The sequence below is a fragment of the Paraburkholderia sp. ZP32-5 genome, from assembly GCF_021390495.1.
GTDB lineage: Bacteria > Pseudomonadota > Gammaproteobacteria > Burkholderiales > Burkholderiaceae > Paraburkholderia.
This window is the reverse complement of sequence record NZ_JAJEJP010000002.1, coordinates 1,816,412-1,841,208: the sequence shown is the minus strand read 5'-3', so window position 1 is coordinate 1,841,208 and position 24,797 is coordinate 1,816,412. Positions and strand designations below refer to the sequence as shown.

23 protein-coding genes are annotated in these 24,797 nt (G+C 63.1%); 6 read left to right on the top strand and 17 right to left on the bottom strand.

The features are described 5' to 3' along the window. Positions 1-15: 15 nt before the first annotated feature. From bcsA to bcsD, 4 genes are all read right to left on the bottom strand, one after another. Complete coding sequence (gene bcsA / locus L0U82_RS26910) at positions 16-2,223, bottom strand: UDP-forming cellulose synthase catalytic subunit (protein WP_233835901.1); 2,208 nt, start codon at positions 2,221-2,223, stop codon at positions 16-18. Then, entirely contained in the window at positions 2,220-3,005 is a 786-nt protein-coding gene (bcsQ, locus tag L0U82_RS26905) for a cellulose biosynthesis protein BcsQ (protein WP_233835899.1), read from the bottom strand. Before bcsQ ends, bcsA begins: the two co-directional genes overlap by 4 nt. Then, positions 3,002-4,132, bottom strand: coding sequence for a cellulose biosynthesis protein BcsP (bcsP, locus tag L0U82_RS26900; RefSeq protein ID WP_233837595.1), 1,131 nt, complete (start codon positions 4,130-4,132; stop codon positions 3,002-3,004). Before bcsP ends, bcsQ begins: the two co-directional genes overlap by 4 nt. A 177-nt stretch (positions 4,133-4,309) precedes the next feature. Further along, positions 4,310-4,765, bottom strand: coding sequence for a cellulose biosynthesis protein BcsD (gene bcsD / locus L0U82_RS26895; protein WP_233835898.1), 456 nt, complete (start codon positions 4,763-4,765; stop codon positions 4,310-4,312). A gap of 531 nt (positions 4,766-5,296) precedes the next feature. On the opposite strand from bcsD, the gene L0U82_RS26890 reads away from it, so the two are divergent. The 4 genes from L0U82_RS26890 (at position 5,297) to L0U82_RS26875 (ending at position 10,729) form a co-directional block, all read left to right on the top strand. After that, on the top strand, positions 5,297-6,442 hold the full coding sequence (locus tag L0U82_RS26890; protein ID WP_233835897.1) for a GGDEF domain-containing protein: 1,146 nt from the start codon (positions 5,297-5,299) through the stop codon (positions 6,440-6,442). Positions 6,443-6,643: 201 nt separating this feature from the next. After that, on the top strand, positions 6,644-8,986 hold the full coding sequence (locus tag L0U82_RS26885; protein WP_233835896.1) for a bifunctional diguanylate cyclase/phosphodiesterase: 2,343 nt from the start codon (positions 6,644-6,646) through the stop codon (positions 8,984-8,986). Positions 8,987-9,291: 305 nt separating this feature from the next. Then, the gene (locus L0U82_RS26880; RefSeq protein ID WP_233835895.1) at positions 9,292-9,765 is read left to right on the top strand and encodes an Hcp family type VI secretion system effector; all 474 of its coding nucleotides are present in this window, start codon (positions 9,292-9,294) and stop codon (positions 9,763-9,765) included. Between the two features lie 379 nt (positions 9,766-10,144). Next, positions 10,145-10,729, top strand: coding sequence for a hypothetical protein (locus tag L0U82_RS26875; RefSeq protein WP_233835894.1), 585 nt, complete (start codon positions 10,145-10,147; stop codon positions 10,727-10,729). 226 nt (positions 10,730-10,955) lie between these two features. On the opposite strand, the gene hpaI is transcribed toward L0U82_RS26875, so the two are convergent. The 7 genes from hpaI to L0U82_RS26835 are packed head-to-tail and all read right to left on the bottom strand — an operon-like array spanning position 10,956 to position 16,967. Further along, positions 10,956-11,759: a 4-hydroxy-2-oxoheptanedioate aldolase gene (gene hpaI, locus L0U82_RS26865; RefSeq protein WP_233835893.1), complete on the bottom strand. Its 804-nt coding sequence runs from the start codon at positions 11,757-11,759 to the stop codon at positions 10,956-10,958. Positions 11,760-11,769: 10 nt separating this feature from the next. After that, on the bottom strand, positions 11,770-12,573 hold the full coding sequence (gene hpaH, locus L0U82_RS26860) for a 2-oxo-hept-4-ene-1,7-dioate hydratase (RefSeq protein WP_233835891.1): 804 nt from the start codon (positions 12,571-12,573) through the stop codon (positions 11,770-11,772). A gap of 9 nt (positions 12,574-12,582) precedes the next feature. Further along, the gene (locus tag L0U82_RS26855) at positions 12,583-12,981 is read right to left on the bottom strand and encodes a 5-carboxymethyl-2-hydroxymuconate Delta-isomerase (protein WP_233835889.1); all 399 of its coding nucleotides are present in this window, start codon (positions 12,979-12,981) and stop codon (positions 12,583-12,585) included. 42 nt (positions 12,982-13,023) lie between these two features. Beyond that, positions 13,024-13,887 carry a 3,4-dihydroxyphenylacetate 2,3-dioxygenase gene (gene hpaD, locus L0U82_RS26850; RefSeq protein ID WP_233835887.1) on the bottom strand — a complete coding sequence of 288 codons (864 nt, stop codon included), beginning with the start codon at positions 13,885-13,887 and terminating at the stop codon, positions 13,024-13,026. 45 nt (positions 13,888-13,932) lie between these two features. After that, complete coding sequence (hpaE, locus tag L0U82_RS26845) at positions 13,933-15,390, bottom strand: 5-carboxymethyl-2-hydroxymuconate semialdehyde dehydrogenase (RefSeq protein ID WP_233835885.1); 1,458 nt, start codon at positions 15,388-15,390, stop codon at positions 13,933-13,935. Between the two features lie 48 nt (positions 15,391-15,438). Next, positions 15,439-16,197 (bottom strand): fumarylacetoacetate hydrolase family protein, encoded by a 759-nt coding sequence (locus L0U82_RS26840; protein ID WP_233835883.1) that lies wholly within the window; start codon positions 16,195-16,197, stop codon positions 15,439-15,441. Further along, positions 16,194-16,967 carry a fumarylacetoacetate hydrolase family protein gene (locus L0U82_RS26835; protein ID WP_233837516.1) on the bottom strand — a complete coding sequence of 258 codons (774 nt, stop codon included), beginning with the start codon at positions 16,965-16,967 and terminating at the stop codon, positions 16,194-16,196. Before L0U82_RS26835 ends, L0U82_RS26840 begins: the two co-directional genes overlap by 4 nt. A gap of 189 nt (positions 16,968-17,156) precedes the next feature. Between L0U82_RS26835 and hpaR the strand changes: the two genes are divergently transcribed. After that, a complete protein-coding gene (gene hpaR, locus L0U82_RS26830) occupies positions 17,157-17,564 on the top strand; it encodes a homoprotocatechuate degradation operon regulator HpaR (RefSeq protein WP_233835882.1) in 408 nt (135 codons plus the stop codon). 53 nt (positions 17,565-17,617) lie between these two features. On the opposite strand, the gene L0U82_RS26825 is transcribed toward hpaR, so the two are convergent. The 3 genes from L0U82_RS26825 to L0U82_RS26815 all read right to left on the bottom strand — a co-directional run bounded on the left by L0U82_RS26825 (position 17,618) and on the right by L0U82_RS26815 (position 20,454). After that, positions 17,618-18,754, bottom strand: a complete 1,137-nt coding sequence (locus L0U82_RS26825; RefSeq protein ID WP_233835881.1) for a DSD1 family PLP-dependent enzyme — start codon at positions 18,752-18,754, stop codon at positions 17,618-17,620. A gap of 31 nt (positions 18,755-18,785) precedes the next feature. Next, a complete protein-coding gene (locus tag L0U82_RS26820) occupies positions 18,786-19,448 on the bottom strand; it encodes an HAD-IA family hydrolase (RefSeq protein ID WP_233835880.1) in 663 nt (220 codons plus the stop codon). 100 nt (positions 19,449-19,548) lie between these two features. Beyond that, on the bottom strand, positions 19,549-20,454 hold the full coding sequence (locus L0U82_RS26815; RefSeq protein ID WP_233835879.1) for a LysR substrate-binding domain-containing protein: 906 nt from the start codon (positions 20,452-20,454) through the stop codon (positions 19,549-19,551). 137 nt (positions 20,455-20,591) lie between these two features. Between L0U82_RS26815 and L0U82_RS26810 the strand changes: the two genes are divergently transcribed. Next, a complete protein-coding gene (locus tag L0U82_RS26810) occupies positions 20,592-21,695 on the top strand; it encodes a hypothetical protein (protein WP_233835878.1) in 1,104 nt (367 codons plus the stop codon). 25 nt (positions 21,696-21,720) lie between these two features. Here L0U82_RS26810 and aroQ read toward each other — a convergent pair whose 3' ends face one another. From aroQ to L0U82_RS26795, 3 genes are all read right to left on the bottom strand, one after another. After that, positions 21,721-22,164, bottom strand: a complete 444-nt coding sequence (gene aroQ / locus L0U82_RS26805) for a type II 3-dehydroquinate dehydratase (protein ID WP_233835877.1) — start codon at positions 22,162-22,164, stop codon at positions 21,721-21,723. Between the two features lie 70 nt (positions 22,165-22,234). Then, positions 22,235-23,302, bottom strand: coding sequence for a Gfo/Idh/MocA family protein (locus tag L0U82_RS26800; protein ID WP_233835876.1), 1,068 nt, complete (start codon positions 23,300-23,302; stop codon positions 22,235-22,237). A 56-nt stretch (positions 23,303-23,358) separates the two neighbouring features. Beyond that, positions 23,359-24,762, bottom strand: coding sequence for an MFS transporter (locus L0U82_RS26795; RefSeq protein WP_233835874.1), 1,404 nt, complete (start codon positions 24,760-24,762; stop codon positions 23,359-23,361). Between the last annotated feature and the right edge of the window lie 35 nt (positions 24,763-24,797).

The window sequence follows — 24,797 nt, the reverse complement described above, 5'->3', positions numbered from 1 at the left end:
TCTGTAACCCTTAGATCAGTCTTTGGTTTTTAGCTTCTTGACGTCCGCCGGACGGCCTTTGACGGAACTGCGCAAGTCGTCGTAAAGATGCTCGAACAGACCCGCGATGCCGCGCGCACCCACGCTCAGCACGTGCGACAGGCCGCGCAGCGGCGTGTCCTGCTCGCGACCCTCGGCCCAGCCGGTCCACGCGTCCGCGCGGGCGAAGGTGGTCTTGACGAACTCGTACTCCTGCTCGCGCGACATCGACGCGAAGCGCAGGCCTACGCGGCCCGGCTCGCTAAAGCTGACGGTGGCGGGAAACGCGTACTCCTCGTCGCCGCGAAACAGCGACACCGACACGCGCTCGTGCATCGGCACTTCGATGCGGGCAGGCAGCGCGACACCGACGCCGCCTTCCGAGTAATCGATCGTCTCGCATGCGAGCGTGCGGCCGGTCGAGAACTTCAGCATCACCGGCATCTTCATCGCGACGCGGTGCACCGCGCGGATTTGCCGGCGCTCGCTCGCGGCGGCCACGCTCGCGCCGAGGATCAGCATGTTGTAGCCGGTCCATGCGAGGTTCAGCACCGTGGTCTCGACGATGCTGCGAATGTGCCAGTTCAGATAGATATGCACGAGGCCCGCGATGAAGCCCAGCAGGTTCAGCAGCAGCAGAAACAGATAGGGCCGCGAGATCGCCCAGTCGAAGTAGTTCTTTTCGATCTGGCCGCCCTTGGCCGTCACGTTGAATTTGCCGAGCTTCGGGTTGATCAGCGCGAGCAGCGTCGGCGCGGTGATGTACGAAGCCAGCACCGATTCGTAGACCTCGGCCCAGAACGAATGGCGAAAGCGCCGCTGCATCCGCGAGTTCGTGACGCTCGCGTGCATCATGTGCGGCAGCGCGTAGATCGCGATCGTGCTGGCGGCCGCCTCGATCACGTGCGCGCCGAAGAACAGATACGACAGCGGCGCGGTCAGGAATACCAGACGCGGCACCCCGTAGAAGAAGTGCATCATCGCGTTCAGATAGCACAGCCGCTGACCGATCTTCAGCCCCTTGCCGGTGAGCGGATTGTCGATACGGAAAATCTGCGTCATGCCGCGCGCCCAGCGGATGCGCTGGCCGATGTGGCCGGACAGACTTTCGGTCGCGAGCCCGGCGGCCTGCGGAATCGCCAGATACGCGGTGGTGTAGCCGAGGCGGTGCAGCTTCAGCGCGGTGTGCGCGTCTTCGGTGACGGTCTCGACCGCGATGCCGCCGATCTCCTCGACCATGCTCCGGCGCAGCAGCGCGCACGAGCCGCAGAAGAAGGTGGCGTTCCACAGATCGTTGCCGTCCTGCACGAGGCCGTAGAACAGCTCGCCTTCGTTCGGCACCTTGCGGAAGGTGCCGAGATTGCGCTCGAACGGGTCGGCGTTGAAGAAGTGATGGGGCGTTTGCAGCATCGACAGCAGCTTGTCGCGCAGGAACCAGCCGAGGCCGATCTGCAGGAACGAGCGGGTCGGAATGTGATCGCAGTCGAAGATCGCGATGTACTCGCCGCTGGTGATCTTCAGCGCCTCGTTGATGTTGCCGGCCTTCGCGTGGCGGTTGTGCGTGCGGATCGTCCAGTTGACGCCGACTTCTTCGCAGAACGCCTTGAACTCCGGGCGGCGGCCGTCGTCGAGTACGTGGATCGACAGCTTCTCGGCCGGATAGTCGAGCGCGAGCGCCGCGTAGATGGTCGGCTTCACGACCGTCAGCGGCTCGTTGTAAGTCGGGATGAAGACGTCGACGGTGGGCCACGTGTCGCGGTTCGCCGGCAGCGGCAGCGGCTTGCGCTTCAGCGGCCACGCGGTCTGGAAGTAGCCGAGCAGCAGCACGAGTGTCGAATAGACCTCGGCGGATACCAGCAGCAGACCCCAGGCGGCATCGAGCGGATGTTCCCAGTAGGTCGTCTCGGTGAGCCGCCAGAACATATAGCGGCCCGACGCGACGATCGACAGCATGATCATCACCATCGTCGCGTAACGGCCCGGCATGCGGCGAAACCAGAGCGCGAGCAGGAAGCACAGCGTCGCGAACGTCAGCTGCTGGGTGAAACCGAGCGGCACCGTAAACACGAAGTACAGCATGTACACCGCCAGCAGCGTGACGACGCCGGTGACGATGCGGCTGTTCCAGAAACGCGCGTCGATGAAGCGCGAGAGGCGCGACGGCTCGCCGCCTTCCGGATCGTGCGGCGAGGCCTGGGTGCTCATGCGACGCTCCTTGGCGCGGCGATCGCATCGATCGCTGCCATCAGCCATGCGCCGCACGAGCGGAAGTCCGCGGCGGCCTGGCTCAGCGGGTCATAGTGAATCAGCGTGGTGTCGCAGGCGAGCGCTTCGCCGACGCCTTCGTCCTGATGGATCACACCGGGAAAGACTCTCGCGCCGAGCATCTGGCGCAGCACCTTCAGCACGTCCTTGGTCAACTGGCGCGACTGGTCGATCTGGTTGATCACGTAGCCGACTCCGCCGAAGTCCGGACGCGGCGCCGCGTAGGCTTCGATCAGCCGCTCCATCTGCGGGATCGCCGCGTACGACGCGGCGTCGGCGAGCACGATGTTCACGACGAAGTTCGCGGCGGTGAGCGCGGTGCGCACGTAGGTCGACGAACCCGGCGGCGTGTCGACGATCACGATGTCGTTGGCATCGAGACGCAGGTTGTGCAGCGCGTGCGCGAGCCATTGGGGATGCTGGTCGACATAGGCCTCGAAGCGGCGGCGATCGTCTTCGAGCACGGCGCCGTACGGCAGCACCGTCACGCCGTCGATACCGTCGAACATTACCGATTGCCATGGGTCGCCGGACAGTGTCGCGCGCGACAGCCCGTCGATGCTGTCGAGCGGCACGCCGAAGTGCAGGCGCAGCGCGTTCTGCGGATCGAGGTCGAGCGCGATCACGCGCCGGCCGCTGCTGGCGAGCACGGAAGCAAGATTGGCGGCGAGGGTGGTCTTACCGACCCCGCCCTTGGCGGACACCACGGCAATAACTTTCATGAGCGGCGCGGACCGTTGGTGAGCCAGCCGTTGGAGGTGCCCGGCACGCTGCTGCCGGAGGTGCCGGCCGATGCGGCGGCGCCGCGGGCGGGCGTGGCGCGCAAACGGTCGAAGACCGATTGCAGCGGCGCCGATTCACGCGTCGATCCGGCTGACGGCTGCGACGCGGACGAGGTCGGCGCAAACAGCTTGCCGAGGATCGATGGTGGTTGTTGCGGTTGTTGCGGTTGCGCCGCCGGTAGCGGTGGTGCGAACTGCGTCGAGGTCGCGGGTGCGCCGGGTGCGATGGGCATGCTGTTCGTGGCGAGGCGCATCGGCGTGCTTGCGCGTGCCCAATCCGGCGCGGCGGATGCGGCCGGTTGCGCGGGCGGCGCGCGGAAGTGGAATGCCGACGATGGATTGGCGAGCGGGATAGGTGCGGCAGGCGCGGCGCTCGATGCGAACCATGCGGGCGCGGCGGCTGGTGGAACCTGCTGCTGCGCTGGTCCGGCAACGGGAGGAATCGGAGCAAACGGCGTTGGAGGCATTGCCGGCGGAATCGGTGACGCTGCTGGAGCGGCAGTGAAGGCCGCGGCCGGTGCAACAGCTGCAATGCCAGCCGACGTCGAAGCTGGAGCCGTAGCCGCGGCGGAAGCGGAAGAGGCCGTCGGCGCAGCCTGAGCACCGCTCATGGCCTCTGCCGCATCCGCGCGTTGCGCAGGCAGCGTCGGTGCCACGCCCGACGCTGCCTGCGCGCCATCCTGATCCGCCTGATCGGCCGCACCGAAGCGCCATGATGCGCCGCTCGGCATCGCGGGCTTCTCGGGTGCCACGACCGCCGGAGGAATGTCGCGTCGATGCGAGCGCGTGAACAGCGGCGCTTTCGCGCGTGTGACCGCGGCGACGTCCTTCGGCGTGTTGTCGGGATCCGGAGCGGCCACCGGCGCCGCGCTCACGGCCGACTGCGGCTTCGCCTCACGCACCTGGCCGATTTCCGGAATCGCCGGCTGTGCCAGATCCAGCGTCACGAGCAGCGGCCAACGGGTGCGCGCGGTGCGCGCATCGTTTTCGCGGCCGATCTCCTGGTACGCATTGGCGTCGCCGCCAAACTGTTCGAACAGTTTTTCGATGTCGCTCGATGAACTCATGATGCCGTCGTCTAGTGCCTGTCTTGCGTTGCCCCGAACCCGACCTCTCGCGGCCACAATTTTTGTGGAACTGCTTTTCGATTGCCGCGCGATCACTGCGTTTGTGTCGCGCACTCCCTAAAACACTATTTCACCACTGTGTCGCGCATGCGAGTTTGCATGCGCGCCGACGCACGTTCAGGCGGGATGGCGGCCGAGCCGGAATTCGAGCGCACTGTCCGCACCGAAGCCGCTCGTCTGCGCGACCGACAAGCCCTGCGCGCCCAACGCGCTGAGCCACGTCTGATAGACGCCTTCGAGAAAGGCCGGCGTCCACGCGAGCGCCGATTCTCCGAACGCCGGCAGCGGCGCGCAGTAGTGGATGATGCGCAGCGATTCCGCCTCGTCGGCCAGTTCGACGTAACCCCAATCCATGCCGCGCCAGTAAAGATTCAATGCCTGCGCGAGTTCGGCGGTCGAGCCGCAAGCCGGCAGCGGATGCGCGGCCGCGAAGCGGCTGCCGACACGATGCATCAGCAGACGCAGTTCGTCGCGTCCGATCTGCGCTTCGAACTCGTTAGCCAGTGCGCTCAGCATGCCGCGCCACTGCGGCGAGATTTGGCGTTCCAGCAGATAGTCGAGAATTGGGACCATGGTTTCCGGGGTGGCCTCCGCCTGATTCGTGAAGCAGAGGTCAGGCAAGTTCGAGAAGTTTTTCGGCGTACGACGGGCGACGTGCTACGTCGCTTCCGCCCAATTGTCTAGTGTTTCGGCCGCATTCGAAGGAGTCTACTTAAGACACCGATTTTTAGCCACCTGCCATTGATCAGCTTATACGCTTGAGGGCGTCGATTTGAACGGCTGCCGGATACGTAAATTTTGCTGACTCCATCGGATTGAAACGTTTTTCCGCGCCGCATAACGCAAAAAGGTTTCAGCAGCCATCGCGATATTTACGGACAATTCGGCGGTGCTTTATGCATTAGGTTTCATCTCAAATGCAACGCTTGTGTCGTAACACCCCATCACGACTGGGTTTGCGCGCAAGCGTCTATTACAGAATGCTTTCCGAATGGTGCGAAGCGTTAATAGCGTCATCAGGCGATCAGGGGTGGAAGTTTTTTCCGTCATCATCGGATAATGTTTCGCGGGGCACACACTCGCGCGGTCGTCCAACCTATACCAATGCTCAATCCAATCACTATTCTGCTGGTCACGGTTCTGTCGGGCGCGATGGCGATGGCCGTGCTCGGGTCGTTATGGCGCGTGGCGATCCCGGGAGTCGGCTACTGGATTACGGCCAATGCGGTGGGGATCGTCGCGTTGCTCGCTTTCTCATTGCAGGGACATGCGCCGCGCTGGTTGTCTTTCGTCGCGGCCAATGTGTTGCTGGCGCTCGCGCTGCTGCTCGTGCTCGAAGGTTGCCTGCGCTTTCTCGGACGCCGCGAGCGGCCGTGGGCCGGCTACGCGGGGCTCGTTCTCGTGCTGCTCGGCATCAGCTACTGGACCTTCATCGAGCCGGACTTCAACGCGCGGGTCACGCTGGTATCCGCGTATCACGCGATCCTCTACGCGGCGCTCGCCGTGCTGATGCTGCGCGGACGCCCGGCTCACCGGCCGCGCTACAACTATTACTTCCTCGCCGCCGCGGCGGTGCTGTTGTGCATCGGGCACAGCACACGCGGCATCATGTACAGCTTCGGCAGTCTGATGCAGACCAGCCTGCTGCAGGTGTCGCCGATCAATGTCGCGTTCCTTGCGCTCGGCATTCTCGCGCCGCCGTTTCTCGCGATCGGCGTCGTGATGCTGGCGCACGATCGCCTCGCCGAGCGGTTCGAGCGTCTCGCCAACGTCGACGATATGACCGGCGCGTTGTCACGGCGCGCGTTCCTCGAAAGCGGCGCCGCGCTGCTGAACGTATCGTTGCGCAGCGGCCTGCCGGTGGCGATTGCGATCGTCGATATCGATTCGTTCAAGTCGGTCAACGACACCTACGGTCATGCGGCAGGCGACCAGGTGCTCGCGCACTTCGCGGCCTTCGTCGCGCGCGAGGTGCGGGCCTCGGACGTGTTCGGGCGGCTCGGCGGCGAGGAGTTCGGCGTGCTGTGTCCGGTGACCAATGCCGCCGAGGCGGTGGTGCTGCTCGATCGGCTGCGCACGCGGCTCGCGACCAGCACGCCGGGCGAACTGCCGCGCGGGCTGCGCTATACGTTCAGCGTGGGCGTGGACCAGTGGCGGCGCGGCGAATCGCTCGAACAACTGATGGCGCGCGCCGACCGCGCGCTGTATGCGGCCAAGGCGGCCGGGCGCAATCGGGTGGTGGCCGCCTGAGCGCCGATGCGCGCGCCGCCCGAATCGCCGCGGAACGGCTGGATAGTGGGATAAGCACGCGCCGCCGTCATTCCATCGCACTTCCGGTCCGCTTCCCGTCAGGAAATTGAACGTTGGTTTAACGTTAGCCATAAATGTTTGTCTGACGTTTGCCGATAACCATTGGCGAAGTCTCCGGAACCCCAGCCCGATAAGCCCTCTATGTCTGCTATCCCGACGCAGCACCTGCTTGAGCCCGGCTTGAGCGAGCGCTTTCATCAGCGCTCGCTCGAACACCAGCGGCCGCTTTCCATCATGACGATGGCCTTCACGGTGGCCGCGTTCCTGTGCATGGTGGCGGCGCGCGAGCTGGTCGACGGCCCGGCGGCGCCGCTCGGCTACCGGCTGCTGTGCGCGCTGGTGCTCGCGCTGCTGGTGCTGGCGATTCCCGGCACGACGTCGATATGGCGCTTCGGCGCGATCGGCGTCGTGTATATGCAGGTACTGACCGGCGGCATGGTGCTGAATGCGGCCGGCGTCGCGCAGCCGTTGCTGTGGCTGCTGCCCGGCCTCGTCGTGATACCGATTTGCGCGGCGCCGCTGTGGCTCACGCCCGCGCATTTCCTGACCGGCAGCGTGCTGTTCTACGCGGCGGCCGTCGCGCTGCTGCTCGGCCACGCGCATACGCACGACGTCAACGCGGCCGCGTGGACGTGGGTGATCGCGATCGGCGCGCCCAGCTCGGCGGTGTTTCATTTCGGCTTCTACCATTTCCGGCGCAATCACTTTCTGCTCGAAAGCCAGCTCGCGCAGCTCGCCGCGACCGATCCGCTGACCGGCCTGCAGAATCGCCGCGCGTTCGTCAAGCGCGCGGAGCTACGACTCGATGAGTTGCCGCCGAATGCGCGCATCAGCGCGATCTTTCTCGATATCGACAGCTTCAAGTCGCTGAACGACCGCTTCGGCCATGCGGCGGGCGACCACGTGCTGTTCCAGGTCGCGCAGGCATTGAGAGAGGAGGTCGCGCAGCGGCATAGCGTGAGCCGTATCGGCGGCGAGGAGTTCGCGGTGCTGCTTGATGGCGATCTCGGCGGCGCGCTGCAGCTTGCCGAGCGGCTGCGCGTCGCGATTGCCGCGATCGAGCGGCCGGACGGTCATCTGACCGCGAGCTTCGGCGTGGCCGAATACCGGCGCGGCGAGAGCTTCATGGTGCTGCTCGATCGCGCGGACGAAGCCTTGTTGCGCGCGAAGCACACCGGCCGCAATCGCGTTTGCGCGGAGCGCGCGCTGCCGTTCGACGCGGTATTCGCGCAACGCAACGCAGACGCGCAAGCCGGCACGGAGCTGAGCACGGATGCGGCGCGCTATCGCTGGGACAACTTCTCGCTGATTTCGCACTTCCAGCCGCTCTACAGTCTGTCGCATCAGAAGCAGGTCGGCTTCGAGGCGCTGCTGCGCGGCGAGCGCGACGACGGCACGCTGGTGCCGCCGGTGGTGATGTTCGCGCCGAAACCGGCGAGCGACGAAGGCGCGCTCGATCGCGCGAGTCACGCGGTGCACCTCGGCAATGCGCGGCGCGCGCTGCCGGGCGACGCGTGGCTGTTCCTCAACATTCTGCCGGCCACGTTCATCGCCGATGGTTACGCCGATCAGTTGTCGAAAATCGTGCGCGCGGCGGGGCTTGAGCCTGAGCGTGTGATTCTCGAGATTCTCGAATCGCACGGCGGCAGCGTCGACGATATGTCGCGCGCGGCGGCGCTGTACCGGCAGCACGGCTTTCTGATCGCCGTCGACGATTTCGGCGCGGGCCAATCGAATCTCGACCGGCTGCTGCGCATTCGTCCGGACCTCGTCAAGCTCGACGGCGAACTGATTCGCGCGACCACGCACCGCACCGAGCAGCCGATCCTGCCGAAGCTCGTGTCGCTGCTGCATCAGGCCGGCATGCTGGTGGTCGTCGAAGGCGTCGAGACCGCCGAGGAACTGATTCTCGCGGTCGAGTCGAATGTCGATTTCGCGCAAGGCTATCTGCTCGGCCGGCCGGCAAGCGTGCTTGCGTCGCCGGAGTCCGTGCATCGGCAGATCGACGACGCGTTCGATGTGATCGCGCAGGGCCGCGCGCATCAGCATGCGTTGTTCGAATCGGAAGTCGAGCCGTATCGGCTCGAACTGCGCCGCGCCGCCGAGGCGTTGCGCGCGGGCGCCGCGATGGCCGACGCCTTCACGACGCTGGCGGGCTTCGAGCGCTGCATTAGCTGCTTTATGCTCGACGAAACGGGCCGGCAGATCGGCGACGAGCTACCGGGGCCGGCGTGGAGCGAGGATGCCGCGTCGTTGCAGCCGGTCGCGAATCCGCGCGATGCACGCTGGGACCATCGGCCGTATTTCCGTAACGCGGTGCTGTTGCCTGGCGAGGCGGTGACCAGCAGTCCCTATCTGTCGCTCGCGAGCGGGCGGCCTTGTATCGCGGTGACGATGGCTGAGCAGTTGGCGCAGGGGCGCTGTGTGATCGGAGTCGAGCTGGACTGGTCGGCGCGCGGGTTGCCGTGGCCGTCGACGGATTAGTGGGGCAGGCGGGTTGGTGTTGATTCGTCAATCAAAAGGATGGCCGGCGCGTGTCGGGGATCGGCGGATGGATGCTTATGCCATCGTTTCCATTCGAAGTTCATTCGTCTTACTGGCGAATGAACCGTGCTTGTTAAATGTTGCAAAGCCTATAGGCCAGGAAGCCTTTTAGCAGCAGAATTCAGGCCTGTCCCAACGAATTTGGGCGATCGATTTGTTCTGGCGTTGAAAAGGATGAGTGTGCCTTTCGGCGGATCCGTCTTTCGCACGCCGCAAGCGCGTCTGTTTTGAAGGAGGTAACAGGAGTGTCCGATATTTTCATCAAGATTGACGGTATAGCTGGCGAATCGCAGGACGAGTTGCATCCAGGCGAAATACAGGTTCAAAGCTGGCGCTGGAAGATGACGCAGCAATCGTCAATGATGTCCGGTTCTGGAGGCGGTGCGGGCAAGGCCACGATCAATGATCTGGAGTTCGTTCATCAAATCGACCGTGCAACCCCGAATCTGATGCGCTACTGCCTTACCGGGCGGCATATTCCGGAAGTCGTGTTAAGCACACGCAAAGCTGGCGGTATTCCGATGGACTTTCTGACGATCACAATGGGCGATGTGGTTATCACAGGAGTTGAACCCATCGTGTTCGGCGACAGCTACTTCGAGCATGTCACCTTGTCATTTGCACGGGTAAAGAACGAATACAAACTGCAAAACTCAATTGGAGGAAGTGCGGGCACCGTTACAGCCAGCTTCGATATCAAAGAGAATCTTGAGCGGTGAAACGTTCAAACCATTTCGCGCTTGCGATAGGGATTCTTGCCTCCATTGCGGCAGCAATTTCGATTTATTCAGCCGTTGAATTTCGTTTGTCGTCGGATGTAACAACCGGCACTGTAGTTCGTCTGAATTCCGGTGGACATCATCCGCGAATAGCCTTTAATGCCAGGAATGGACAGCATTATGAAAGACCTACTGGAACGATACGCTCGTTTCAGACTGGTGAAGTTATATCGATCCGATACAGTCCCGAGGACCCGGGCGGTACAGCCATGATTGATAGCGCGCTTGATCTATGGGCGCCATCGGTTTTGTTGTTGATTCTGGCAATCGGCTTTCTCGGCGCAGGTTTGAGAGGCGAACCACTCAGGAAGGGCCTTCGATGATCGTTTTGCGAAAAAGTCGATGGAATTTCGATACCAGCGCGGACGCGGGAATTGGATTTGGCGCGTTCAATTCCGAAGGCGGAATGTTTGCACTTGATGAGCCATCGGGGAAAACGCATCAATATATCTATAGCGGGTTTGGAATGGGTATATCTCGCGGGCTTTCATCAATGCTTCGTATCCCCAGATTTGCATTGCCAAAGATAATCGTTAAAAACGATGAACTGAGTGGGTCAGGTTCCACAACTGATTTTACGAGCCAGGGCAAGCTGTATCTAACGGATTCGTTCAAGGGGGCTGATATCGTAAGTCCCCAAAGTCTTGAAGGCGGGACGATCTATCTGGAAGGCACGGTAGGTTATCTGTTTGGCGGCGCAGGATCATTCATGCTTCTCGGCATTAATCGTGATCTGCTTCTAATGGGTGTTGTGAAACCAGATTTGCTTGGAATGGCAATTCGCAGTGCACCCGCAGCTTTAATTATGGAAGGAGTGAACGAAGGATTGCAAGATACGGTGGGTTTCGCCTTTATGCTTGGGCAAATTAAATACACCGGGTTGTACACCGACGATTCAGAATAATCTGCTTCCTGTACCTGTGGCGCTTCGGCAGGCTTTCTATTGGAGCGTTAGCCGCGCTTGTTCCCACGCCTCATTTCCCAGGTCGAATAGCGGGACCAGGCGATGCCAATTGTTTTCCGGGAACAGCGGCGAATCGCAGCACGCGTTGCTTGACGCGGCGTGGAAAATACCGAGCGCATGGGATGGCATTATTGGGTGGTCGAGCGCACGCCCGGATTCCAGCGTATCAATACCCACCCTTAACCGGCGCGGCCATCGGCGTCGAGTTTTTATACGACGCGGCGAGGTCGGCGGCCGCGCGGCTCAGCAAACCGGTATCGGTGCCCACCGCGACGAAGGTCGCGCCGGCCGCCAGATATTCGGCCGCCAGCGCCGGATCGGGCGCGAGCACGCCCGCTGCCTTGCCCGCGCCGCGCACCGTATCGATGCCGCGACAAATCGCATCGCGCACGCGCGCATCGCCCGGCTTGCCGAGCAGGCCCATCGACGCACTCAGATCCGACGGCCCGAAAAACACCCCATCGACGCCATCCACGCGCGCAATCTCCGCGAGATTGTCGAGGCTCTGCACGGTTTCCGCCTGCACGATCACGCACAACTCTTCAGCCGCGGTGTTCAGATAATCGGGCACGCGATTCCAGCGCGACGCGCGCGCAAGCGCGCTGCCCACACCGCGAATGCCTTGCGGCGGATAGCGTGTGGCGGCGACCGCATCGAACGCTTGCGCGGCGGTATCGATCATCGGTAGCAGCAGCGTTTGCGCGCCGATATCGAGCAGTTGCTTGATCAACGCGGCGTCGCTGCGCACCGGCCGCACGACCGGATGCGACGGATAGGCGGCGACCGCCTGCAATTGCGCGAGCGTGCTGCGCACGTCGTTCGGCGCGTGCTCGTTGTCGATCAGCAGCCAGTCGAAGCCGGCGGTCGCGAGCAATTCGGTCACGTAGGCATCGGCGAGCGCGGCCCACAGGCCGAATTGCGGCTTGCCCTCGGCGAGCGCGCGTTTGAACGGGTTTTTCGGCAAAGACATATCGATGCACTCAGATGAAATTCAAAGCGATGCCGCCAAGCGGGCCATAGTCGACGTGGAACGTATCGCCGGCGCGCGCCGGGATCGGGCTCGTGAACGAGCCGCTCAGGATCACGTCGTTCGCGTTCAGCATTTCGTCGTACGGCGCGATCTTGTTGGCGAGCCACGCGACGCCGGTGGCCGGATGATTGAGCACCGCCGCCGCGAGCCCGCTTTCCTCGACCGCGCCGTTTTTGTAGAGCAGCGCGCCGACCCAGCGCAGGTCGACGTCGAGCGGCCGCACCGGCCGGCCGCCGAGCACGATGCCCGCATTCGCGGCGAAGTCGGAGATCGTGTCGTACACCTTGCGCGGCGCGCGGGTTTCGCGGTCGAACTGCTCGATGCGCGCATCGATGATCTCGACCGCCGGGGTCACGTAAGCGGTCGCGTCGAGCACGTCGAACAGCGTGACGCCGGGGCCCTTCAGCGGCTTGCTCAGCACGAACGCGAGTTCCACTTCGACGCGCGGCGCGATAAAGCGGTCGACGCGAATATCCTGGCCGCCATCGATGAACATACTGTCGAGCAGCGGCGCGTAATCGGGCTCGTCGATCTGCGACGAACGCTGCATCGCGCGCGACGTCAGGCCGATTTTTCGACCCTTGATCACATGGCCTTCGGCCAGTTTCATCTTGACCCACTCGCGTTGGATCGCGTAACCGTCCTGCACGGTCATCTGCGGATACTGCGCGGAAAAGTGGCGCAGTTGCGTGCGCGTTTTCTCCGCGTGATCGAGTTGCGCGGCGAGGTCGCGGATGGTCTGTTCGTCTAGCATGATGAGTGATCAGCCCTTCAGACGTGCGTGAAGATTGTTGTGCTTCCAGGTGCCCGCCTCGCTGAATTCGTTGATTTCCAGCGATAACGCGAGGCCCTGCCGTTCGAACTCCGCTGCGAAGCACTGTTTGATCAGCGCGAAGAGCGCATCGCCGGTGGCTTTCTTGACCGCCTCGGAGCGGCCCGCGCCGATCTTCAGATTCGCGTGCAGAAAGGAGGCGTCCGGACGTCCGTCGGCGACACAGTATTGTTCGCAGCGCAATGCGCGTACGCGGATACCGCCGAGCGGATAGACGCGCTCGCCGTTATCGCGCTGCGCGTCGAGGCATCGCGCGAGTTCGTTGCATAGTTCGCCTACGCGCTGTGCGTCAGCGAGATTCGCGCTGTATTCGAGTGTCAGGTGTGGCATCGCGTGTCCTTTGCGTTGTGCTTGGAGACTGTGCTTCGAGATTCAGGCCGGCAGCGGTGTGACCGGGAAGATCGCGTTGATCTGGCCGGTTCCCGAGCTGCCGAAATAAGGCGTGACGACTTCCACCTTGCCGTCGTAACGATCCCAGCCGAGTGCGCCGAGCAGCATCGCGGTATCGTGCATGCCGCCTTCGCCCCAGCATTTCTCGTTGTAAAGCGGCAGCATCTCGCAGAAGGTTTTCCAGTCGCCGGTTTCCCACATGCGTACGACGCTGCGATCCATCTGTTCCAGAAACGGGCTCCACACTTTATGCATGAACTGCTCGGCGGTGCCGTTGTTTGCGAAGTGGTGCGACAGCGATCCGCTGGCGAGAATCGCGACCGTGCCGTCATAGCGCTCCTCGATCGCGCGGCGCACCGCAAGCCCGAAACGCGCGCTCGTTTCGAGGTCGTGCCACATGCACCAGCCCGCAACCGACACCGTCTTGAAGTGCTGGTCGCCGTTCATATAGCGCATCGGCACCAGCGTGCCGTATTCGAGTTCGAGCGTGGTCTGGCTATGCGCGCGGCTTTTCACGCCCATTTCGTTCGCGACATCCGCAATGATTTCGCCGAGCCCGACATTGCCGGGGAACGCGTACGGCATGTTCTTGATGAAATGCGGAAGCTCGTTGCTCGTGTACACGCCTTCGAATTTCGGCGCGCAGTTGATGTGGTATTCGCTGTTCACGAGCCAGTGCACGTCGAACACGACGATCGTATCGACACCGAGTTCGCGGCAGCGCCGGCCGATTTCATGATGACCGTCGATCGCGGCCTGACGGCAACCCTTGTGCGGCCCATCGAGTTCAGACAGATACAACGACGGCACGTGAGTCACTTTTGCTGCCAACGCGAGTTTGCCCATCGCGGTCTCCAGTTGTTACGCCTACTTCTGCGGCTCGTCGTTCGATCAAACGCCCCAGCGCGGGATGTGATGCGAGCCGAGCGACACGCAGACGTTCTTCGGTTCGAGGAACACTTCATAGCTCCACGTACCGCCTTCGCGTCCGACGCCCGATGCCTTCGTGCCGCCGAACGGCTGACGCAGATCGCGCACGTTCTGGCTGTTCACGAAGCACATGCCTGCTTCGACAGCAGCGGCGACACGCAGCGCGCGGCCGGTGTTCTCGGTCCAGATATAGCTCGACAGGCCGTACGAGATGTCGTTGGCGAGCCGGATTGCTTCGGCTTCGTCGTCGAATGGAATCAGGCATGCGACCGGCCCGAAGATTTCTTCCTGCGCGATGCGCATCCGGTTGTCGACGTCGACGAACACCGTGGGCATGACGAAGTTGCCGTTGCGCAAGCCGTCCGGCAGATCAGGCGTATCGAGGCCGCCGCACGCGAGCGTCGCGCCTTCCTTCGGGCCGAGTTCGATATAGCTGCGCACTTTTGCCAGATGTCCCTGGCTGATCATCGGGCCGACGATCGTGCTTTCCGCGAGCGGATCGCCAACCGTCAGACGCTTCGCGCGCTCGATAAAGCGCTCGGCGAAACGCGCGTAGATCGAACGTTGCACGAAAATGCGCGAACCGGCGGTGCAGCGCTCGCCGTTGTTCGAGAAGATCATGAAGACGGCGGCGTCGAGCGCGCGTTCGAAGTCCGCGTCGTCGAAAATCACGAACGGCGATTTGCCGCCCAGTTCCATCGAAAACTTCTTCAAGCCCGCGGTTTGCACGATGCGATTGCCGGTCGCGGTCGAGCCGGTAAACGACACGGCGTGCACGTCGCGATGCGCGACCAGCGGTTCGCCCGCTTCCTTGCCGTAACCATGCACGAGGTTCAGCACGCCCGCCGGGATGCCGGCTTCGAGCGCGAGTTGGCCGAGCATCGAGGCGCTGAGCGGCGACAGTTCGCTCATCTTCAGCACCGCGGTATTACCGAAGGCGAGGCAGGGCGCGACCTTCCACGTCGCGGTCATGAACGGCACGTTCCATGGCGAGATCAGCGCGCACACGCCGACCGGATGAAACAGCGTGTAGTTCAGATGTGATTCGGTCGGATACGTGTGGCCGTCGACGCGCACGCACATCTCGGCGAAATAGCTGAAGTTGTCGGCCGCGCGCGGCACCAGTTGCTTGCGCGTCTGCGAGATCGTCTGGCCGGTGTCTTTCGTTTCGGTTTCCGACAGCTCCGGCACGTGCTTCGTAATCAGTTCGCCGAGCTTGCGGATCAGCTTCGCGCGCTCCGCGGCGGGTTTGCTCGCCCATGCGGGGAACGCGGCTTTCGCCGCCTGCACGGCGGCGTCCACTTCCTTCGTACCACCACGCGCAACTTCGTTGAGCACTTCCTGCGTGGCCGGATTGATGGTTTCGAAATACTCGCTCGAGGCGCACGCCTCGCCGTTGATCAGATGGTTGATCGGCATTGCGGTGTCCTTTCCCTGTTGTAAACAGACCCTAGGTTTCGCGGTTCATCAGGCGCGGCCGAAGTCCGCGTCGGATGCGATGGTGTTGACCTGACGGCCGAGGCCGTCGATTTCGCAGACGACTTCATCGCCCGCATTGACGTTGACGATGCCTTCCGGCGTGCCGGTCAGGATCACGTCGCCGGGCGCGAGCGTCATGAAGCCGCTCAGATATTCGATCAGTGCGGGGATGTCGGTGACCAGATCGCGCGTATTGCCGCATTGCTGGCGTGTGCCGTTGACGAACGTGCGCAACTCGATCTGCGTGACATCGGCGATATCGGCCGCGTCGACGAACCACGGCCCGAGCACCGTGCCGCCATCGCGATTTTTCACGCGCAGGTTCGGACGGTAGTAGTTTTCGAGGTAATCGCGAACCGCGTAGTCGTTCGCGATCGTGTAGCCGGCCACATGCTGCATGGCGTTTTCGCGCGTGACGTTCCGCGCGGTTCGACCGATAACGACCGCGAGTTCGCACTCGTAGTGCATGAAGGTGACGTCGGCGGGGCGGCGCGTAAAGCCACGATGGCCGACTACCGAGCCCGGTCCCTTCAGGAACACCAGCGGTTCTTCCTGCTTGCTGAACTGCAATTCCTTCGCGTGTTCCGCGTAGTTCAGCCCGAGCGCAAAGATCGTGCCGACTTCGATCGGCGCAAGCCACACGACTTCGTCTTCGCGCCGCACGCGGCCGTCCGCGAGACGCACGCCGTTTTCGTGCGGATACGCTTCGTGAATCGCTCCGGCATACGCAACACGGCCGCGCATCATGACTGTTCTCCGTTATGTTGATCCGCGCCGACGAATGACACGACCAGCGGCGGCAGATTGCCGATCGACAGCGTCGCCGTGTCGCCGATATGCGCGATAGGCGAGCCGTGGCGCACGCCGAGTGTGAGTACATCGCCGGCATTGAGGGTCATGAAGTCGGTGACGTCCGCGAGCAGTTGCGCGACACCGCGCACCGACGACGCGGTGCTGGCGGTGAACGGCTTGGCGCCGTTCAGCGATACCTCGATGTCGAGTTGATCTGGCGTTGCAGCATGACGCGCGGCGACGAGGGCCGGACCGATCACGCAGAAGCCATCGCGGGCGCGCATGCGCACGTTGGGGCGGTACACGTTGGTATGCGGCACGCTCAGATCGCCGACCAGCGTATAGCCGGCGATATAGTCCCCTGCCTGCTCAACGTTAACGCGCGTCGCGGTTCGGCCGATCACGATGCCGAGCGATGCGCCGACTTCGACGCCCGCCGCGTTATCCGGCACCACCACGCGCGCCCGATGCCCGGCAAAGGTATTGCGCGGCTTCACATACAGTATCGGCGCCTTGGGCGGGGCTTTGTATGGCGCCGCGTGCACCGCGTCGCCCAGCGCATCCAGCGCGGCACGATCGTTCAGCAGGGTTCCATAGACGGTGCCGCTGATGGGCGCGTGGCACGCGACGCCGCGCGCGAGCAGCGCCGCCGCGGCGCTGGCATCCACGTCGCGAGGCAGTGAGTCGCCTTCGGGATGCAACAGATGATCGGCAAGGGCAAACATGTCTGGACGGGCCTCGTGGAGAAAATCCAGCGGAAACACTAATATGTTAGTAGTATCGTGCTTGATATGATTTACGGTCAATAGGCTGTGAGTTGATCGCGGGTTTTCCCTTAAGCTTCGGCCGTCGCTTCTTTATTTCTAGTCAATATGTCCGCCGCATCCATTCGAGTTCTGCATCGCAACCTGCCCATGCTGTTGTTACGGGCCCGTGAAAAAATGATGGAGCGCTTTCGCCCGCTGATTACCGCGCATGGGCTGACCGAACAGCAATGGCGTGTGATTCGCGCGCTCAACGAACATGGCCCGATGGAGCCGCGCCATATCTCCGATATCTGTACGATTTCGAGTCCGAGCATGGCCGGCGTGCTCGCGCGCATGGAGAGCATGGATCTGGTGATCAAGGAGCGTTTCCCGGACGATCAGCGCCGCGTGCTGGTGTCGTTGACCGATACGAGCGCCGAGCTGGTGCGGGTGATTTCGAAGGATCTCGAGGCGCACTATCGCGATCTCGAGCGCAAGGTGGGACCGGAGATCGTCGAGCGCGTGTATCGCGCGGTCGACGATTTACTGGCCGGCTTGTCGGAAGAGGAAGAGTGATCGGCGCCGCGCGTGCGTGTGGCATGCGCGCGGCGATCGGGTGACGCAGTGAATTACCAACCGTAAAAGCGCGGCCACTCGACGCTGTCGCCGTCCGTCCCGACCGCGTGATACGCGGGGAATTGCGCGCCGGTCGCGCATGCGTGATTCGGCAGGACGCGCAGTTTCATGCCGATCGGAAAGCGCTGCGCGATCTCCGTATCATGCGTGCCGGCTTTCGCTAATGAAAGGATGCCGTGCTCCTGGTTCGCGCCGCTCACCACATAATCGGGCAGCAACGTGCCATTCAACAAACACGGCTGACCGTAGCCGAAATCGTGCGCTTGCCGCGACGTGCCGCGGTCACGGCTCAGCGCCATCCAGCCCGCGTCGAGAATCGCCCAGCCCTTGTCTTCCTGATGGCCGATCACGGTCGCGAGCACGCTGAGCGCGATGTCTTCCAGCGCGCACACGCCGACGTTGTGCATCACCAGATCGAATAGCGCGTAGACGCCGGCGCGCACTTCAGTGACGCCTTCGAGATGCTGCGCGGCCAGCGCGGTCGGCGTGGAGCCGACGCTAACAGCCGGGCACGCGATGCCCGCTTCGCGCAGCCGCTCGGCCGCGCGGACACAGCCTGCGCGTTCCTGTTCCGCGAGCGCGGCCAAGGCTTCGGGCGTGTGCAACTCGTAGCTTGACCCGGCATGGGTCATCACGCCGCCGACCTTCACGCCGTTCTCGTGCAGAATCCGTCCGACTTCGAGCAGCGTCTGCTGTTCGGGATCGATGCCGGAGCGGTGTCCATCGGTATCGACTTCGATCCATACCTCGAAGGTTTCGCCATGCTGATCGCCGAACGCGGCGATCGCGGCCGCGGCGGTCGGATTGTCGACGACGAATTTCAGATCGCAACCCTGGCGGCGCAGCGCGAGGGCGCGCGGCAACTTGGAGGGGACCATGCTGACCGCGTACAGAATGTCGTTGATGCCGGCCGCGAAGAATGCCTCCGCTTCCTTCAACGTCGACACCGTGATGCCGCGCGCGCCGGCCGCGATCTGCGCGCGCACGACGTCGATACATTTGGTGGTTTTCACATGCGGGCGAAACGCGACGCCGAGTGTGTTCATCCGCGCCTGCATCCGCGCGATGTTGTTCTGCATCCGCGCGACGTCGATCAACGCGGCCGGGGTTTCGATCTGTTCGAGTTTCATGCTTGCACCAGAAGAACGAGATGTAGGGGATTCAATCTTGACGGTGGCCGAAGCGCGCGAGCCACGGCAACAGCTGGTCGAGCGAAGGCGATTCGATTTCGGGTGCTCGCGCACCGTCAACTAAAGACAAGCCGACGCGGTTGTGCCAGTAGGTGCGCAATCCGACCGCCGCGGTGCCGAACATGTCGTAGCTGGAACCGGCGACGAACACGGCGCGTTGCGGTTCGACGCCGAGTTTGTCGAGCGCGAGCCGGTATGGCTGAGGGTCCGGCTTGTAGACGCCGGCTTCTTCCGCGGTCACGATCGCGTCCCAGCGGACCGGCAGCAGCGCGGCTGCCTGATGACCCAGACGTGTCGAGCAGTTGGTAACGACCGCGAGCTTGCACTGCGGCGCGAGCGCGCGCAACGCATCGAGCGCACCGGACCACGGTGTCAGATTCAACCAGTCCGCTTCGAGTGCGCCGACGGCGGATTCGGGCAGGCCGACTTCCGCTGCGGCATCGCGCACAAGCTGTTCGTAAGGAACGTAGCTGCCGCAGCCGTAGGTGAGACGCAGATAGGCGGCACGCCATGCGCGGCCCGCCGCTTCGGAACCCGCCGCGCGGTTCCACGAAGTCCATGAGTCGAGCAGCGCGGTCAGCAGGTCGAACAGGACCGCGTCGGGATAGGCAGGGGCAACGGAAGCGTCAGTCATGATCCGGCGTTGTACTAGCTGTGGGTGGTGAACCGATTATAGGAGCGCGTTTGTGTGCGCACGTTCAGTCTGACCGATTCATAGATTCAGTTTGACTGAATCATCGCCGCCACGGCGGCAACGGTTTGAACCGGCTCTGCAGATACTGCATGAAATGGCGTGTGCGCGCGGGCAGGCCTGTACGCCGGTGCGTGAGCGCGATCACATTCGCATCCGGTGCTTTCCAGCCCGGCAACAGGCGCACGAGCCTGCCTTTGGCGAGATCGTCCGCGACGTCCCATTCGGAGCGCAGAATCACGCCGCGTCCTTCGCAGGCCCACTGGCGGATCACGTCGCCGTCGTTGCAGCTCAGATGCGTGGACACGCGTACGCTGCGGCGTGCGCGGCCCTTGCTGAACTGCCACAGCGACACGTCCTCGTTGTTTTCGCGCAGCACGATGCACGGCAGGCTGCTCAATGCATCCGGCGAGTCCGGCATGCCGATGCGTTTGACGAGCGCGGGCGCCGCGCAGACGAACCGCGCATTCGGCGCGATCGTATAGCCGACCAGATTCGACATCGGCAACTCGCCGATATGCACGACGATATCGAAGCGATCGGTCGTGTCGGTCAGCGGACGGTCGGACAGCGTCAGCGCTATGTCGATATCGGGATTCTGTTGCTGGAATTCGCCGATCACCGGCGCGAGATGACGTCGTCCGAAACCGAGCGGTGCATTGATTTTCAGCGTACCGACGAGACCGCCGCGACGCGTTTGCAGGTCGTCGAACAACGCGTCGAACTGCTCGATCAGCGCGGCGCCGCGTTCGCATAGCAGCAGGCCTTCGTCGGTGAATTGCAGGCGGCGCGCGCTGCGGTTCACGAGTTGCGCGCCGAGCTTCTTTTCGAGCTGTTGCAGGCGCTGCGTGACTGCCGATGGCGACAGCGCCAGTTTGCGCGCGGCGGCGACCAGGCTGCCGCTCGCGCGCAGCGTCAGCAGGAAGCGGATATCGGCGGAATCGTTCATGTCTGCGTGTGTCGGGTGGGGAGTCTCGCAGCATAATGCGTCCGCGCCGTGCACAGGGTAAAGTGGCGCTTGCGGTTCGGTGTGCACCTTTCCGGGCCTGCCATCGTTTTTGATTCGATCACTCAAAGAGAAGTGTCATGTCGTTGCCAGATCAGCCGTCCACCGCGTCATCGATGAACGATGCTACGCCCGAAAGTCCGCTGAAACAGGCGGTTTTTCTGCATACGGGCTGGCGCAGCGCGGGCACGTGGGTGTGGTCGCGCCTGCGTGAACTGGAGCGCGCGGCGGGTTTTTATGAACCGCTCAGCAATGTGCTCGCGGATCTGACGCCTGCCGGTGTTGCCGCATCGCAACCCACGCTGACCTCCGGCCATCCGCCGCTTCGCGCGCCGTACTTCGATGAATACCAGCCATTCCTGCGCGATGACGCGCGCGGCGTGAGCGGCTACGACCGGCGCTTCAGCATCGACCGTTTCTCGCGCGAACCCGATGCGACTTTTCCCGCGTTGCATGCGTATCTGCGCAATCTGTGCGAATACACGATCGAACAGGGGCGCGTACCGGTGCTCAAGTTTTGCCGTTCGGGCGGTCGGCTGCCATGGCTACGGCAGGCATTCGAAAACGCGTTGCATGTGGGCGTGTTGCGCAATCCGGCGTCGCAGTTCGCGTCGGGGTGGCTGCTTCGGCAACAGTGGAGCAATGCGTTTTTCGTCGCCGCGCCGTTTCGCGTGCTCGGTCTGAATCAATGGGATCCGCTGGTGCGTGAAGTGGTCGGTATCTGTGGCGTCAGTTTGCCGCCGCTCGCGTCGATGCCCGACGATGCTTACGCGGTGGCATGCGAGCAATACGCGCGCACGGTGAATAGCGATAACGCGTATCGCGCATTCATCGCATTGTGGATTCTTTGCGCGCTGCGTATGGGCAAGAGCGAGGGCGAGGGCGTCGATTTGCTGATCGACATGGACCGGCTCGGGCAATCGCGCGAATACGGCGCGGGTTTGCGCGCTGCGTTCGACGCGCGGTGCGGTTTGTCGCCCGAGTTCGGGAATGCGCGCGATCTGGTCGAGGAAACGCGGCGCAGCGCGGCGCGTATGACCGGCATCGATGGCGGCGCGCTGCGCGCGGTGCATTCCGCCGCGCTGAAATTTTTAAAGGCGCAGGGCGGCATCGATGCGAGCTTCGTCGAAGTCGTGCGCCAGAAAATGGTTCTCGCGAACGAACTGACCGAAGCGTGGCGATAGGCGTAAATGGCGGCCGGCGGCCCGGTTATTTCAAGTCCGCCGCCGATACGGCAGCGCGCAGCCCTAGTAGATAGCTGTCCACGCCAAAGCCGCAAATCTGCCCTTTGACGATCTCCGCGAAGACCGACTGATGCCGGAACGCCTCGCGCGCGTGAATGTTCGACATATGGATTTCGACCACCGGCACGGTGAGGATCGCGAGCGCATCGCGAATGCCGTAGCTGTAGTGCGTCCATGCGCCTGCATTGATCAGCACGCCGTCGGCGTTGTTGGTGAACGCCTGATGAATCCGTTCGCACATCGCCGCTTCACTATTGGTCTGAAAACTGTCGACTCGCACGCCGAGTTCGTCGCCCAGCGCTCGCAGACGCGTGTCGATTTCATCCAGCGTGATCGTGCCGTATTGCGCGGGGTCGCGCTTGCCGAACATGTTGTGATTGATGCCGTGCAGCATGACGAACGTTTTCATCGAGTCAGCCTCAATAGCGAATAGAGCGAGTGGAAAAATTGGGGTAGCGAGCGGTGCTAATGCGCGGATGCTAGTGCGTGGGTGCGACGACACGCGTCGTATCGACGACGGTGCCCGTTCGGGCCGCTTCGACGATCGCCTCGGTGATGCGCAGATTCTGCAAGCCGTCCTGCGCGCTGACGAGCGGTGCTTCGTTGCCGTGAATGACGCGCACGAAATGTTCGAGCTGACGCTTTAGCGGATCGTCGCGCGTCATTGCCGCGATGCTCACGTCGAACGGTTTCCACCATGAACGGTCCGCGGCTTTCGCATAGGTTTTCAGGCGCATCGTCGGCACCGCGAGCGAGCCGAAGGTGCCTGCGATCACGTAGCAATCCTCGTCCGGATACGACGGATAGGCCTTGTTTTCCTGCGACGTCTGCTCCCAGCTGCGCGCGCTTGCGGCGGTGTCGGACAGCATGAAGCTGCCGAGCGCGCCGTTCGCGAAACGCAGATTGATCGCAACCGTGTCCTCAACCGGAAAGCCGCGCGTCGCATGCGACGAAAACGCCTGCACCGCGACGATGTCGCCGCACAGCATGCGCAGGTTGTGCACTTCGTGAATCATGTTCAGCAGAATCGGGCCGCCACCCGGCATGCGCCGCCATTCGGCATCGGCGAAATACTCGTCCGGCTTGAAAAACACCGCGCTGCCCATTACCGCGACCAGCTTGCCGAGCCGGCCTTCGTCGATCAGTTCGCGTGCGCGTGCCATGATCGGGCTATGCGCACGATGATGGCCGATCAGCAACGGCACGCCGCTGCGTTCGGCTTCGGCGGCGAGCATTTCGGCTTCGTCGACGCTCGGCGCGATCGGCTTTTCGAGCAGCGTCGGCACGCGTGCCGCGAGGCAGCGCAACGCATGTTCGGCGTGCAGCTGGTTCGGCGTCGCGAGGATCACGCCGTCGGGCCGGTCGCGCTCGAGCAGTTCGTCGAGTGTGCGGTAGAGCGGCACGCCGGCCTCGGCCGCGACGGCAACCGCCGCGGGCGATGGGTCGACGATCGCCGACAGCGTGCACGCGGTGCTTTGCCGCGCGACCGCCATATGCGCGCGGCCGATATAGCCTGCGCCCGCCACGGCGATCCGGATGCTGTCCATGAATCAGGTCCTGTAGTTGGAGTGAGCTTCAGTTGAGTTGGGTTGAAACGTGCGGCTTACGCGATGGCCTTTTTCGCTTCCGACATGCTCTGCGCGCGCATCGCTTCATAGCTCTGCTTGTCGATCGGCACCGCGCCCGGCTCGCCGAGATCGCTCAGTCTGACGCGGAAGTTTTCGCGCGCGCTCCACGCGGAGATCGCCGCGACGATCGTGATCGCGAACGTGATCGCGCCGATCGTCAGCGGCACGTTGTTCGATCCCGGCGGCGCGACGTAGGCGAACAGCGCGGGCAACAGCGCGGTGATCGTCGTGCCGATGTTCTGGCCGATCGCCATCGCCGACACGCGCGAACGGGTCGGGAACAGTTCCGGATAGAAGCTCGGGAAGATCGCGTTATAGCCCTGGTAGATGACGCCCCACATCAGGATCGACATCACCATCGCGAACGGCACGTTGCGAATGCTGATCGCGTACAGATACCCGAACGACAGCAGCCCGGCACCGAGCGCGCCGACGATGATCGGCAGGCGCCGCCCGATCCGGTCGGACAGATTGCCGACGTATGGAATTACCAGCACCGCGACGATATTGCCGATGACCGGAATCCACAGATACAGGCTCTTCGAAAAGCCGATTCCGTACGATGCCTGCACCGCATAGGCAGCGCCGAAGATCGTCGCGACAACCGGGATCACGTTCATCAGCGAGCACAGCACGACACGTATCATGTCGCCCCAGTTGTAACGGAACGCTTCGATGATCGGCGAGCGCGGCACGCCGCCGCTCGAATCTTCCTTCTCGAACGCAGGCGTCTCGTGGACTTCGCGTCGAATGTAGTAGCCGGCGATCAGCACGATGGCGCTGAGCAGGAACGGAATGCGCCAGCCCCACGAGTTGAACGACGTGTCGTCCATGTAATAGGCGAGTGGCAGAAATACTGCTGCGGCGAGAATCTGCCCGGCCTGCACGCCTTGCAGCGTGAAGCTCGCGTAATAGCCGCGTCGTCCGAAAGGTGCGTGTTCGAGAATCATCGAACTCGCGCCCGAGATTTCGCCGGCCACCGCGAAGCCCTGAATCAGGCGCAGCACGACCAGTAGTACCGGCGCGAGAAAGCCGATGTTGTGGTAGGTGGGCAGCAGACCAACCGCCATCGTCGATGCACCCATCAGGAACATGCAGACGAGCAGCACGTTCTTGCGGCCGTGGGTGTCGCCCCAGTGCCCGAGTACGATTGCGCCGATCGGCCGGGCGACGTAGCCGACGCCATAGGTTGCGAGCGATGCGACGATCGCGATCTTTGGATTACCGGAAGGGAAGAACAGTTGCGGGAAGATCAGCGCCGCGGCCTGCGCGTAAATGAAGAAGTCGTAGTATTCGAGCGCCGAGCCGATCCAGCCGCTGGCGGTTGCCTTGCGAGCCTGCGAGCCATGCCCGCTGTTTGCCGATGCATTCGTTTCCATATCGTCTCCTGAACAGTAGTGTTCGCGTCAGCTTC

What these genes read in the sequence shown, in the direction of transcription:
- bcsA (WP_233835901.1), bottom strand. Translation starts at nt 2,223, where the DNA reads ATGAGCACCCAGGCCTCGCCGCACGATCCGGAAGGCGGCGAGCCGTCG.
- bcsQ (WP_233835899.1), bottom strand. Translation starts at nt 3,005, where the DNA reads ATGAAAGTTATTGCCGTGGTGTCCGCCAAGGGCGGGGTCGGTAAGACC.
- bcsP (WP_233837595.1), bottom strand. Translation starts at nt 4,132, where the DNA reads ATGAGTTCATCGAGCGACATCGAAAAACTGTTCGAACAGTTTGGCGGC.
- bcsD (WP_233835898.1), bottom strand. Translation starts at nt 4,765, where the DNA reads ATGGTCCCAATTCTCGACTATCTGCTGGAACGCCAAATCTCGCCGCAG.
- L0U82_RS26890 (WP_233835897.1), top strand. Translation starts at nt 5,297, where the DNA reads ATGCTCAATCCAATCACTATTCTGCTGGTCACGGTTCTGTCGGGCGCG.
- L0U82_RS26885 (WP_233835896.1), top strand. Translation starts at nt 6,644, where the DNA reads ATGTCTGCTATCCCGACGCAGCACCTGCTTGAGCCCGGCTTGAGCGAG.
- L0U82_RS26875 (WP_233835894.1), top strand. Translation starts at nt 10,145, where the DNA reads ATGATCGTTTTGCGAAAAAGTCGATGGAATTTCGATACCAGCGCGGAC.
- hpaI (WP_233835893.1), bottom strand. Translation starts at nt 11,759, where the DNA reads ATGTCTTTGCCGAAAAACCCGTTCAAACGCGCGCTCGCCGAGGGCAAG.
- hpaH (WP_233835891.1), bottom strand. Translation starts at nt 12,573, where the DNA reads ATGCTAGACGAACAGACCATCCGCGACCTCGCCGCGCAACTCGATCAC.
- L0U82_RS26855 (WP_233835889.1), bottom strand. Translation starts at nt 12,981, where the DNA reads ATGCCACACCTGACACTCGAATACAGCGCGAATCTCGCTGACGCACAG.
- hpaD (WP_233835887.1), bottom strand. Translation starts at nt 13,887, where the DNA reads ATGGGCAAACTCGCGTTGGCAGCAAAAGTGACTCACGTGCCGTCGTTG.
- hpaE (WP_233835885.1), bottom strand. Translation starts at nt 15,390, where the DNA reads ATGCCGATCAACCATCTGATCAACGGCGAGGCGTGCGCCTCGAGCGAG.
- L0U82_RS26840 (WP_233835883.1), bottom strand. Translation starts at nt 16,197, where the DNA reads ATGATGCGCGGCCGTGTTGCGTATGCCGGAGCGATTCACGAAGCGTAT.
- L0U82_RS26835 (WP_233837516.1), bottom strand. Translation starts at nt 16,967, where the DNA reads ATGTTTGCCCTTGCCGATCATCTGTTGCATCCCGAAGGCGACTCACTG.
- hpaR (WP_233835882.1), top strand. Translation starts at nt 17,157, where the DNA reads ATGCTGTTGTTACGGGCCCGTGAAAAAATGATGGAGCGCTTTCGCCCG.
- L0U82_RS26825 (WP_233835881.1), bottom strand. Translation starts at nt 18,754, where the DNA reads ATGAAACTCGAACAGATCGAAACCCCGGCCGCGTTGATCGACGTCGCG.
- L0U82_RS26820 (WP_233835880.1), bottom strand. Translation starts at nt 19,448, where the DNA reads ATGACTGACGCTTCCGTTGCCCCTGCCTATCCCGACGCGGTCCTGTTC.
- L0U82_RS26815 (WP_233835879.1), bottom strand. Translation starts at nt 20,454, where the DNA reads ATGAACGATTCCGCCGATATCCGCTTCCTGCTGACGCTGCGCGCGAGC.
- L0U82_RS26810 (WP_233835878.1), top strand. Translation starts at nt 20,592, where the DNA reads ATGTCGTTGCCAGATCAGCCGTCCACCGCGTCATCGATGAACGATGCT.
- aroQ (WP_233835877.1), bottom strand. Translation starts at nt 22,164, where the DNA reads ATGAAAACGTTCGTCATGCTGCACGGCATCAATCACAACATGTTCGGC.
- L0U82_RS26800 (WP_233835876.1), bottom strand. Translation starts at nt 23,302, where the DNA reads ATGGACAGCATCCGGATCGCCGTGGCGGGCGCAGGCTATATCGGCCGC.
- L0U82_RS26795 (WP_233835874.1), bottom strand. Translation starts at nt 24,762, where the DNA reads ATGGAAACGAATGCATCGGCAAACAGCGGGCATGGCTCGCAGGCTCGC.